Origin of the sequence: Endozoicomonas sp. SESOKO2 (assembly GCF_024606245.1) — a bacterium.
Lineage (GTDB): Bacteria > Pseudomonadota > Gammaproteobacteria > Pseudomonadales > Endozoicomonadaceae > Endozoicomonas_A.
Map to the genome: position 1 here is coordinate 1 of NZ_JAHHPQ010000370.1, position 12,660 is coordinate 12,660.

Annotated in this window: 5 protein-coding genes, 1 pseudogene and 1 CRISPR repeat array; of the genes and pseudogenes, 3 read left to right on the forward strand and 3 right to left on the reverse strand. The window is 48.6% G+C overall.

The window, feature by feature from the left end:
- Positions 1–277 precede the first annotated feature (277 nt).
- On the reverse strand, positions 278–1,168 hold the full coding sequence (locus KDK17_RS08195) for a LysR family transcriptional regulator (RefSeq protein ID WP_257275670.1): 891 nt from the start codon (positions 1,166–1,168) through the stop codon (positions 278–280).
- A gap of 25 nt (positions 1,169–1,193) precedes the next feature.
- On the opposite strand from KDK17_RS08195, the gene KDK17_RS08200 reads away from it, so the two are divergent.
- A complete protein-coding gene (locus KDK17_RS08200; protein WP_257287821.1) occupies positions 1,194–3,215 on the forward strand; it encodes an amidohydrolase in 2,022 nt (673 codons plus the stop codon).
- Between the two features lie 104 nt (positions 3,216–3,319).
- Here the strand turns inward: KDK17_RS08200 and KDK17_RS08205 are convergent, their stop codons facing one another.
- Positions 3,320–4,141 (reverse strand): hypothetical protein, encoded by an 822-nt coding sequence (locus KDK17_RS08205; RefSeq protein ID WP_257275667.1) that lies wholly within the window; start codon positions 4,139–4,141, stop codon positions 3,320–3,322.
- Positions 4,142–4,458: 317 nt separating this feature from the next.
- On the opposite strand from KDK17_RS08205, the pseudogene cas3 reads away from it, so the two are divergent.
- Positions 4,459–6,420: pseudogene (gene cas3, locus KDK17_RS19510) on the forward strand (CRISPR-associated helicase Cas3'); the annotation flags it as partial.
- Positions 6,421–6,796: 376 nt separating this feature from the next.
- A CRISPR array of direct repeats spans positions 6,797–9,816; the repeat unit is 26 nt; unit sequence GTTCCCTGCGCCTGCAGGGATGAACC.
- 331 nt (positions 9,817–10,147) lie between these two features.
- On the opposite strand, the gene KDK17_RS08210 reads toward cas3, so the two are convergent.
- On the reverse strand, positions 10,148–11,407 hold the full coding sequence (locus KDK17_RS08210; protein WP_257275560.1) for a hypothetical protein: 1,260 nt from the start codon (positions 11,405–11,407) through the stop codon (positions 10,148–10,150).
- Positions 11,408–11,873: 466 nt separating this feature from the next.
- On the opposite strand from KDK17_RS08210, the gene KDK17_RS08215 reads away from it, so the two are divergent.
- On the forward strand, positions 11,874–12,464 hold the full coding sequence (locus KDK17_RS08215; protein WP_257287822.1) for a hypothetical protein: 591 nt from the start codon (positions 11,874–11,876) through the stop codon (positions 12,462–12,464).
- Positions 12,465–12,660: the final 196 nt, after the last annotated feature.

Here is a 12,660-nt window from a genome sequence, read left to right on the forward strand (position 1 = left end):
CAAGATAGGCAAGAACACTTAGTCGACACTTGTTCCAGTTCAGATAGGTTCTAAAATGTTCAATGAGTAAGTCAGCGGGTTCCATAATTGTGAGGTATTTTTAGCGAAAAATCTTAAGATAGTGGATCTCGCAGGCTTACTCCTGATTTTTGTCGTGTACAGTGGCCTTCCTGATGTAGATTTTTCTGCCTTTCAAAGTCTTGTGGCCTGAGTATTGTTCTTCGTGATCGGATACCCCTTTGGCCTTCATGTCGTGGAATGTGAACCTTTCGTTTTCTTACCGGAAATTATCCTTCGCGAATCCCAGCAAAACAGATTTAACAGCGACGACTTCCGGATAGTTTTCTAACTCCGGAGGACAATAAAATGATAAAGGCACTCGAACAGTGTTAACCAACTCATTAACGTTGAGATTTACCAACTTACCACTTTGCAACAAAGGCGCGGCTAAGGAATGCTCCAGGATTGCCCATCCATCTTCAAGCAGAAGGGTAAGCAGCACATCGTTATTACTCACTAAGCGGACATTGCTAGAAATAGAATAAAGTTCAGGATTACTATTATGGTGATTTTCACTCAAGTATTGCATTGCTAATTCAAGTTCATTCATTTGAATGCAATCACGTTTCGCGAGTGGGTGATCAGGATGGCAATAAAAACCTTGTTCACTGGTGCCCAAGTTAATAAAACTGAATGTTCGTTCAGGCATGTTTTTAAGCCGGCTTTGCATGATGGCAACGCAATGCTGGTTGCTCACTAACGCATCCAGCGTCTCATCCCGGTTTCGATGCAACCAATGCAGGCGTAGCATGGGAAACTGCTCTGTGATCGATTGATTAACCGTTTTTATCAGGCTATTGGGTACCAGGTTGTCATGGTAAACAATCAGAGATTCAAGTGCCTGCTTGTAGCGATCGATCATTCGGCGATAGAGCAGATCACTATTTTTAACCAACACCTTTGCCTGACGATACAGTGCATCAGCCTCGGTTGTTGCCACGGCTTTCTTTCCCTCAATAGTAAACAAACGAATTGCGAAACTGTCTTCTAAGGCCTTCACTTGTTCGCGAACAGTAGTTCTATCTTTGTTTAGTTTCTTTGCCGCTTTACTGTAGCTGGCTTCTTCAAACGTGGCGCAAAATGCGGCTAAGTGCTCGTATGAGAACATCTATCTTCCTCCTGCTACCTGTAAAATGACTGATATTGCCCATCATAATGCATTTATCATGACCGTTAAAAATTGCTATTTTTCACCCTGCCTTCAGCAGAGTGGTTCATCCAGAGGTGCTCTGCCTTTTTCATTGAAAGATTACAATATGAAAAACATCTTTAAAGTTTCCGTTTTAACAGTGTCATTATCCATCCTGGCCGGGTGCTCACTGGTAGGGGCACCCGATGGGCCCCTCAACAGCCCGATCACTGTATTTGTCTCCAACGACATCATTACCCTTTCAGAGACAATTAATGGCAAACCCACAGCCATTGCCGTTCAGGACGGCAAGATCATCAACATCGGTCAGCAAGAAGCGTTGATAGAAGCCTACAAAAATGAAAGCAACCTGATGGTTGATACACAATTCCTCGATAAAACGATCCTGCCGGGCTTTGTCGAGCCCCATATGCATATCTGGATGAGCAGCCTGTTACTGAGCATGGATTTTATCACCCCCGCAGACTGGGCATTCCCCTGGGGGTATGTGAAGGGTGTCCAAAATGAGAAAGCGTACTTCGACCAGCTCGCTCGTCTGGAACGGTCTTTACCTGAGGGAGAACCCCTTATTACCTGGGGATATCATAACTATTTTCATGGCCAGAACATGAACAAATCGGCCTTGAATAAACTCTCGGAAACACGGCCAATTATTGTATGGCACCGCAGTTTTCACGAAGTTTATTTTAACGACGCCGCCCTGACGATGCTGGGCTGGAAGAAAGCCGATTGGGAAGGAAAACAAATATCTCAGCTTAATTGGGATACCGGCCATGCCTACGAAACGGGCCTGAAAGCCATCATGAATGAGTTATTTACGTATTTCTTCGACTCGGGACGTTTTGCCAAAGGGATTAAACGCACTAAAGACTATGTCCATTCAGGGGGTATCACCACGGTTATTGACCCGGGTGTGCTGCTCTCTCCGGAGATGTTTAACGAAATGGTTGATGTCTTGATGAGTGATACCTTTCCGATGGACTACTGGTTGATCCCGGCGGGCAACTTTACCTATATGCTATCGCAAAATGATGCCGGGAAAGGCAAGGCAATGGCTGAACAACAAACCCGGACTTACAAAGAATCTGACCAGATCAAATGGCTACCGAAGTACGTCAAACTCTTTTCTGATGGGGCAATGTATAGCCAATTGATGCACATGAAAGAGGGCTACACCGATGGCCACGAAGGCGAGTGGATCCAAAAACCGGAAGAACTCGAAGACAGCATGAGGCCATATTGGAACGACGATTACACTGTCATTGTCCATGCAAATGGTGACCTGGGGTTTGAAACCGCCATTGATATTGTTGAAACGCTAAACAAAGACACGCCACGGGAAGATCACCGCACCGGATACCATCACTTAGGTTTTACCGGCCTGGATGATATTAACCGTGCGGTGGAGCAAGGTGCTAACTTCAGCGTTAACCCTTACTACACGCACATACTGGGTGAGCTTTATAGTGTTCATGGAATTGGGAAAGAGCGGGCGGAAAATATGTCCCGAGGCCAGTCGTTCATTGAAGCAGGCGGCATACTTTCTTTGCACTCTGATGCGCCAATGGCACCGGCGCAGCCGCTCAGCCTGGCTTGGGCAGCCGTTAACCGGATAGGCTTATCCGGCAGCAGGACACTTGGGCCACTGGAGCGGATCAGTGTCGAAGACGCACTCAAAGCCATCACTATCAACGCAGCTTATACCGCAAGGTTGGAAAACGAAATTGGTACCATTGATGTCGGCAAGTATGCCAACTTCACGGTACTGGACCAGAGCCCATTTGAAGTCGATCCAAAAGAACTCGATAAAATCACCATTGCCGCCACTGTCTATCACGGAGAGTCAGCTCCGGTGAAACACAGTAATGCCGGTTTGGATATGACGCATGGCTCCCACAAAGCAGTGAGACTCATAAACATGCTATCAGCAACAGACGGTTCAGGGGATTTCTGCAGCACCAGTATTGAGATGCAGAGCAGTGCCCTGGGAGTGACAGAGCATTAACTGAACCATAAGGCTTCAATATCACCAGGCTGCTCTACCGGGTGCCCTGCTCGAGCGGGGAGCGGTATAGCCCTGCCTGATATTTAAGTAGATTTGGAACAGGCTTAATCGGACAATGGTGGTAATTCAGCGGAAGTCGCCATGGAACATTCATGTTTGCGTTTCATGTAGAGCTGTGCAGTTTTGTCCCAGATGACGTCTCCAAAGATACTTTTGTCAAGGCTGTCGTCTACCTGACATTTTATGGAATAGGCTTCAGAAGGTTTGGCAGTCCCCCATGGAATTTTGTAATAGCCACCATTAGCGCTTCTTGTCCATAAATTCTCTATTAGCGATGTATCATCACTCTCTGTTGATTCGCCCAAGGTGGCTGAAAATAAAAGATCCTCCTCTGAACGGAGAGAAAAAGTGTCGTTCCCGTTTACTTTTTTGGTTGTCATTGAGCCATAAGATGTATTGTATTTGTCAAAATATTCGAGAACATATTTCATTGTCAATGAATCAGTATGTGCTTTGATTGCCAGATATGAGCCTTTGCTGAGTTCCAGCATCCAGATAGCCTCGGTGTAAGGAAAATGAAAGAAGTAATGCAATGGAATCTTAAAGGCGCTGTCTATGTTAATAGTGACCACCAGCATAGCGCAGCGTACACGGTCCGCTGAGTCTGTCGGCGAGACGAATTGAAAAGCCTCGCCGGCCAGCTCAATGGCCTTGTCGCGGGGAACGGAGCCTTTTATAAAGAAACCCACATATTCACTGCCCACAAAAGAATACCCAGGTTTCGGTTCAGCTTTCTCTTCTGATGCCGGAGGGTCGCTTGACGGGTTACATTCAGTCGCTGCACCCGGGTCTTTGTGACCCGAACATTCATCAGCGCTGGAGCCACTAAGCTGCATGAGCAGAGAGACAAAAGCTAGTGCCAACAACTTGAGGAGCTGATAAAAATGATAAAAACTCAAACGAAACATAGCGACATCACCAAAGTAAAACTGCGAAGCGACCTGAAGTCATCAATCTGTGCAAATTGCGCTGTCGGCCCGTGGCTTTAAAGAGTAGACGACGATAGAAACCGGAGGGATGATTTTTCTAAGTTCTTAAAAACACTGTATTCTCATCGCCTTTGAATTACTTCACTGATGGTTTTTGTGTCAATCTCAATCCGTGAATCGTTGTCAGCACAAGGTTCGGCCGTTAAGCAATACTCGTTATAATGTGAAGTTCTTGTTATAGAGTGGAAGCAGGCATGTCTTTCTACAACTATTGGGGCAAAGCAGGTCATTCATCCGAAAATGGCGATGCTAGTTATCATTTGCTGGTTTATCACTGTTTGGATGTAGCTGCGGTTGGCAGTTTACTACTTGATCCAGAAAAAAAACTATGCCAATCACTGGCCAGACAGTTGGAATTAGAGCCTGACTGGTTACAACAATGGTTCACATTTTGTTTGATGTTACATGATGTAGGTAAATTTGCCCGTTGCTTTCAAAATAAAGTGACAGGACTCTCTTCAGAACTGGTGCCTGAAGTTACAGGTAAAAAAGATATTCGGCATGATTCTCTGGGTTTTACGCTCTGGACGAATGAGTTGTGTAAGCTGATATCTGACATTATTCCGTCCCAAAAAACGCAGCGTTCCGTCCACCCCTGGCTGGAAATTGTTTGTGGTCATCATGGTAAACCCCCACAGCCCCTGAGGACAGTTAAGACAGCCCTTGTTCCTGAGGAAGACATTCCCGCTGCGGAATCTTTTTTGAGAGAAATAGCCAAACACTGGTTGCCTGATTTGACACCATTAAGCTCAATCAATAAAGAAGGGTTTAAGAAGTCTTCATGGCAATTGGCAGGTGTTGCCGTTCTGGCAGACTGGCTTGGTTCTGACCAGAGCATTTTTCACTATAATAGCGATATACAGCCTTTACCTGAATACTGGAAACAAACAGCACTTCCTAAGGCGAAAGAAGTTTTGTCAAAACGCGAGTTCCAGCCCAAAGCCATCACCCCTTTCAGATCCATTCAAGACCAGTTCGATTTTATTCGACAACCTACCCCTCTGCAGCAGTTTGCTCAAAGCGTTGAGATTCGACAAAACCCGCAGCTATTTATTCTGGAGGATGTGACCGGAGCCGGAAAAACGGAAGCGGCTATGGTATTGGTGCATCGTTTGTTGAGTCAGGGGTTGGCAGAAGGGTTGTATGTTGGTTTGCCGACCATGGCTACAGCGAATGGCATGTACGACAGGTTAAAAAACAGTTATCGGTCCTTATTTCAAGGGAGTCCCAAACCTTCTCTGGTCTTGGCACACGGAGCCAGCCAGTTGTCAGAAGATTTTCAGGAATCAATTCAGCTGGAAGATCAACAGAGCGACCAGACTTATGCGGCAGGTGATCAAACTGCCAGTGCCTATTGCAACCAATGGCTGGCAGATAGTCGCAAGAAAGCGTTATTAGCTGATGTTGGTGTTGGTACGATTGATCAGGTTTTGCTGGCGGTATTGCCCGCAAGACATCAGTCACTGCGAATGTTGGGGCTAAAAGGTAAGGTGCTGCTTCTGGATGAAGTTCATGCCTACGACTCCTATATGCGAGAGTTACTGGCTGCACTACTGCAAGCTCACGCCTCTCAGGGCGGTAGCGTTATTTTATTGTCTGCTACATTGCCCCATCAATTTCGTAAGGCATTACTGGACGCTTATCTTAAAGGGCGGGGGCTGGAGTTGGAAAGTCTGCCTGCAACAAAAGCTTACCCGCTAGTCAGTCAGGCATGTGATCAGGGATTTGCTGAGAAACAGCTTTCCACTCGTGACAGTGTTAAACGACAAGTTAAGGTTAAGAGGCTGGGTGATCCTGCAGAAGCCATTGAATTAATTATCAGGTCTATCGAACAGGGTTGCTGCATTTGCTGGATTCGCAATACCATCGGGGACGCCAGGTCAGCATGGCAGCAGCTTGACGATGACCCACGAATTGATTCAGCAAAACTTACCCTGTTCCATAGTCGTTTTTCCATGATTGACCGGCAAACGATTGAAGGGGATGTATTAAAAAGATTTGGCAAAGAATCTGGCCCAGAACAAAGAATGGGTCAGGTGTTAATTGCCACTCAGGTCGTAGAACAAAGCCTGGACCTGGATTTTGATAGTATGATTTCGGATCTGGCACCTATAGATTTGCTGATTCAGCGCGCAGGCCGACTTCAACGTCATAATAGGGATGTTGCAGGCAAACGGCTCGAAAATGACCAGCCAGACCAGCGTTTAACGCCTTGCTTTTATCTTCTCTCACCTGATCCGCTGCAAGTTCATAGTGACCAGTGGCTCAAGTCCGTCCTGCCCAGAATTCAAGGTGTTTATTCCCATGTGGGGCAGTTATGGTTGACTGCCAGACTGTTATTAGAAAAACAAGGCTTTGCCATGCCAGAAGATGCCCGTGACTTGATCGAGGGCGTTTATGGTGTCAAAGCGCAAACAGACATTCCTGAGCAGCTGCAAAAAGCCAGTGATGATGCCCTTGCCAAAGATAATGCCCGTAAAAATATGGGCGAATTCAATTGCCTGAAGCTTGAGTCGGGTTATAACTGGAAAAGTGTTCCCTGCGCCTGCAGGGATGAACCGCGGTCAGGGCCGGTTTAACCGGGCAGATTGCCGTGTTCCCTGCGCCTGCAGGGATGAACCGCTCTCTCTCTTCATCTTCAGAAACGTATCTTAGTGTTCCCTGCGCCTGCAGGGATGAACCGTTCCGGCTCAAACATAAATAACTCACGCTTAAGTGTTCCCTGCGCCTGCAGGGATGAACCGCCACAAGTCTGAGAGCTGATATTGATACTATTGTGTTCCCTGCGCCTGCAGGGATGAACCGTTTATCTCTGGCGAGCAGGACACCGGGCACACGTGTTCCCTGCGCCTGCAGGGATGAACCGGCGTATATCTCTCCGTACCTCCTACCGAACGTGTGTTCCCTGCGCCTGCAGGGATGAACCGGCCTTTGGATTGCCCGTCACCTCTGCTGCCAAGTGTTCCCTGCGCCTGCAGGGATGAACCGCCCGGCTGGATGATCTTAAAGCTCAGGTGCATGTGTTCCCTGCGCCTGCAGGGATGAACCGCATCCTGACAATGATAACCAAGGCTGGATGCCGTGTTCCCTGCGCCTGCAGGGATGAACCGCCATTTAGGATTAATGCAAGATAAAAACTTTGGTGTTCCCTGCGCCTGCAGGGATGAACCGCTCTTGTCCTGCAAGCTCTTAATAGTCCGCTTGTGTTCCCTGCGCCTGCAGGGATGAACCGTATGTTGAGCCGGGGTTTGTTTCAGCAAGAGAGTGTTCCCTGCGCCTGCAGGGATGAACCGGAAAAAAAACATGGCGAAAAAGAAAGCGGCGAGTGTTCCCTGCGCCTGCAGGGATGAACCGCGTATGCCTTCCCGGTCAAACTTTGCCCGGATGTGTTCCCTGCGCCTGCAGGGATGAACCGTCGTCAGGGATTTTCCTATTGGCAGTCCTTTTGTGTTCCCTGCGCCTGCAGGGATGAACCGCTGGGCTTATGACTCCTACCAATTTATGAAAAGTGTTCCTTGCGCCTGCAGGGATGAACCGGTCTATAGGAATATGCCTAGTAGGCGGGACAGGTGTTCCCTGCGCCTGCAGGGATGAACCGTCTTGTCTGAATTGCTGCAAGTCACGGTTTATGTGTTCCCTGCGCCTGCAGGGATGAACCGGTATGATTCTAGACCACCCAGAGCTAAAAAAAGTGTTCCCTGCGCCTGCAGGGATGAACCGAGCTCAGGGACAAACCTTAGCTTGCTAACAAAGTGTTCCCTGCGCCTGCAGGGATGAACCGTTCTTAAACTCTCCAGTCGTTAGGAATTTTTTGTGTTCCCTGCGCCTGCAGGGATGAACCGGGAGGCGGCCTATTTTTACGCCGATATGGTGAGTGTTCCCTGCGCCTGCAGGGATGAACCGTAATTCGGCCTCACAAAGGGGAGTGACTTCGGGTGTTCCCTGCGCCTGCAGGGATGAACCGCTAGCCTATCTGCTCGGTCATGACAGCCTTCAGTGTTCCCTGCGCCTGCAGGGATGAACCGGTCAGGGACAGAGTATCTATGATGGTTTTTTGGTGTTCCCTGCGCCTGCAGGGATGAACCGGGCGTAGTTGGTTCTAAATCCGTTATTGGATTGTGTTCCCTGCGCCTGCAGGGATGAACCGTAAAAAACGGGTATCTCTAATGAGTGAAACGAGCGTTCCCTGCGCCTGCAGGGATGAACCGGGCGAGTGGGCCGGCCAGTCGATCACGCCCAGGCGTTCCCTGCGCCTGCAGGGATGAACCGGGGGTGTCGGTGCCGGTGACCGTGCCGGTCAGGCGTTCCCTGCGCCTGCAGGGATGAACCGATATTGATTATCTCAATAATGAATTCGTCCCACGCGTTCCCTGCGCCTGCAGGGATGAACCGCTGACTCGCATGTTAGCGGCTGAGACGCTGCGGCGTTCCCTGCGCCTGCAGGGATGAACCGCCAAGCAGGGTGATCAACAATGTGATAATCGCGCGTTCCCTGCGCCTGCAGGGATGAACCGGGTGTCATCGGCCAACGGCGGGCACTGGCGCCGCGTTCCCTGCGCCTGCAGGGATGAACCGCTTTTATTGCATATCGCCTAGAGTTTTTCCCCGCGTTCCCTGCGCCTGCAGGGATGAACCGCGCCCAGTAGCTGTTCGAGCGATCAAGTTCAAGCGTTCCCTGCGCCTGCAGGGATGAACCGACCGGACTCTAAGTTCTGGCAGATCACCGGACGCGTTCCCTGCGCCTGCAGGGATGAACCGAATGTGCTCATTGGCTCTGAATTTGATGAGCTGTGTTCCCTGCGCCTGCAGGGATGAACCGTATGAGCGACGGGTGTCACCTAGTTAGGGTGAGTGTTCCCTGCGCCCGCAGGGATGAAACGGGCAGTTGAGGAATTTGGTAGTCACTAAAACGCGTGTTCCCTGCGCCCGCAGGGATGAACCGAACTGAAGAAATTACCTCGATCAGTGGACGTTGTGTTCCCTGCGCCCGCAGGGATGAACCGGTCTGAACAGTATCTGGGGTGACCGGGCAGGCGTGTTCCCTGCGCCCGCAGGGATGAACCGATACTCGGCAATCAGTCGGGCGACGCCTTTCAGTGTTCCCTGCGCCCGCAGGGATGAACCGCTTTGTACAATATGCACAGGAATTTGCCCCTAGTGTTCCCTGCGCCCGCAGGGATGAACCGCAACTGCTGATGTCGATTCATAAAGACATGGAGTGTTCCCTGCGCCCGCAGGGATGAACCATTTGCCCGTCTACGCTCAGTGGATTCTCGATCGTGTTCCCTGCGCCCGCAGGGATGAACCTTCTTTGCTGCGTCACTCGCAGATTTAGGCGAGGTGTTCCCTGCGCCCGCAGGGATGAACCGGAAAGTCCCGCTAGGGATCAATGCCCAGAATCGTGTTCCCTGCGCCCGCAAGGATGAACCGATTACTGACAGCTTCTCTCCTAAAACTCAGCTGTGTTTCCTGCGCCCAGAGGGATGAACCGAAAAAGGCTGGAAAGACCCCGCCATGGTTGATGTGTTCCCTGCGCCCGCAGGGAGGATCCGATTGTGATGAATTATTTGAGGCTTAGAGCCCGGTTTTCAGGAGGGTATCCATTCCCATATGGAGCATGGGAATGAGTTGTTGGCGTTTTGCGACACCCTCTTGATTGGGGCGTTAAGCTCGGCTCGCTGAGCAAGCCACTTGTGCCCCTTTTCTGCCCGGCATGCATTTTTAGCGATTACGCTACCTAAGAGGAAAAGCAAAATGCCCCCGCTTCCTGCCATGTTTTTAACAGTCCGAAGGTTTGAGCAAATTGTCGAATAAGGTGTACCCCGCTGACGGTAATGGGTACACCGCGGCGGAACATTGCCGCCATTTACGTTGAGTAAAATATCAACCGGAAGATATATTCAGCAGTGCTAATTCACATTCATTCGAATGATAGAATTCACAGCAACCCCGAAACAGTTTTTCTGCCAGTTCATGTTTGCCTACCGTCTGCCAGAGGTGAACCAGAGCCAGATCAATGTCAAGATGTTCAGAGGGGGTGTAGAGAATGTCCTCACTGGCATTGGGGTGCTTGCCGCTCATGCTCAGCAGAAGTCTTTCAGTCAGTTTATGTTTATCCATCAACTGCCAGAGTCGCACCAGTGCCAAGTCAATGTCACGATCTTCAGAGTGAGTGCAGAGAATGTCCTCACTGGCATTGGGGGGTTTGCCGCTCATGTTCAGCAGCAGCCTTTCTGCCCGTTTGTATTTGCCCACCAACTCCCAGTGACGCACCAGTTTAAGGTCAATATCATGATGCGCGGAGGGTTCACACAGCCTGTCTTCGTCGGCATTGGGGTGTCTGTCACTGATGTTTAGCAGCAGTCCTTCAGCCCGTTCATGCTTGTCCATCACTTGCCAGATTCGAACCAGAGCCATGTTGACGGTATGGAGGTGTTTGCTGAGCCTTTGTTCAGTGGGAGCATAGGGTTTTGACTGCAACCTTTTAGTCAGCTCTGACTTTATGTTCAGAAGAAGTGTTTCAGTCAGCGTGTGTTTGTCCATGGATTGCCAAAGTCGGGCCATAGTAATATCTGCGTTAAAATTGCCAGAAGGCTCGCACAGGGTTTTTGCATCGGCATCTGGCTTTTTGTTTCTCAGTGCTAATAGTCGTGCTTCAGCGTCAAGGTACCCTCCAACTGCCTCTTCACAACGGCTCAGGGTTAGATCAAGGTTATGAATGGTCGAAGCCCCGAACTCAGTGAACGACCCGGTCGACCTGAGTTCTTGCAGTAGAGAGCAGGCTTCTATCTGTTTTTTTTCGGTTTGCTCTTTTAGCGACCTTGCAAGTCCTACGACTATGTTTTGGTAGTGGAACGGACTTAGTACGTCCTGATCTTCGTTTAAGATGACCCGGAATGCTTCTTCTGCACTCTCGAAATTTTGTTTTTTTAGTGCTTCGAAGGCGTGATTGATCCTCTCTGTGGTAGCCTCAGGATAAGGGGTCTTCCCCCTTTGCTGGCTATTGGAAGGCGTGTCCGAATGTTCATGAACACGCTGAGCAGGTGGAGTAAACGTTGAAACCTTGGGGTTTAAGTCAGTCTTACTCTTTTTAGTTGCTTTTTTAGCTGTGGCTACGGTTGTTGATTTTAATCCGTATCTCATAGCAATAGAATCTCCATGAAAACTTGTGCTTTTTGACAGCAATTGGACAGAAAAGTTCATGGTTATCTATTTAAAATGTGAGACCTTGCAGAGTGAAATAATGAGCCGTGGTTCTCTTTTCCTCATAACCGTAAGGCTTATACGGGTTGTCTTCATTGGTATGCTTTCTTTGGTCGATTTAAAACCTGTCTAGCCATTTGATGGTTTGTCGGCGGGGTTGCAGGCAGGCCGTTCAGGGATGAGAAACTATTTACATCTGAAAATGGAGTTAATGGAACTATTCATCTAATAAGACGGTCTCAGTTGATAGGAAGAAAAATTTAATTCTATTGTCAGATTACCAGGCATCCCAAATACCCGTTGGGATTTTGTATGGTGTGCTGTCCCAAATGTCAGGGAAACTCACTCTCGTTTGAGAAAGTGTAATTTGAACGAATCATAATTTAAAAACAGGAGGCATCTTATTATGAATGTAGATAATCAAGTAGCCCGTCATACATTGGTTGATCGAGGCACACAAACAGAACCAGAGACAGGGTCAAACGTTGGCAGATTCTTGAATTGGTCCGTAAAATCCGTAAAACACTTACTTCTTCATAATACTTTATGGGATGCTGATTATTATGATGGCCTTTCACGGGATCAGAAGAAGTTCACACATTTTCTAATGAGTGTAGTCCCTTCGTCTATTGTTTCCGCTAGCTGTTACGCTGGTGCGAGGTATATGTCATTTGGCACTTTAGGAACTGTGACAACTGTCGCAGTTGGATGGGTTGTTGGCGATCAGATAGGTTACATACTCCAAAAGGAGTTTCTTAAGGAGTGTGATCGACTAGAACATGATCGACAAAGAGCCGCAGCACGTAGAAATCGATTAAGAGCTGAAGCTTATAGAAATACAGCAGGGACTTCTCAGTCTCAGCGATCTCCCGGCCCGAGGTCAAGCATCACCTTCAATGATCAAAACACTACTGCTCCACCATCATATGAAGAATCTCAGCGTGAACAAACTAACATCGTTCGCCAAAGAGTTCATCCTGATGAATTAGACACCTGACAATCGTAAAAGATAGTGTCAGGTAAACTTTGCTCTGTTCAATGAAATGGTGAGTTATCGATTGGCTGGTTTTCTTGGGTCTTGAAAAAATACTTCAGGAAACGGTAACAAAATATAGAAAAGAGTATCAAAACAGCAAAAACTGGTCGGAGCGAGAGGATTCGAACCTCCGACCCCCACAACCCCATTGTGGTGC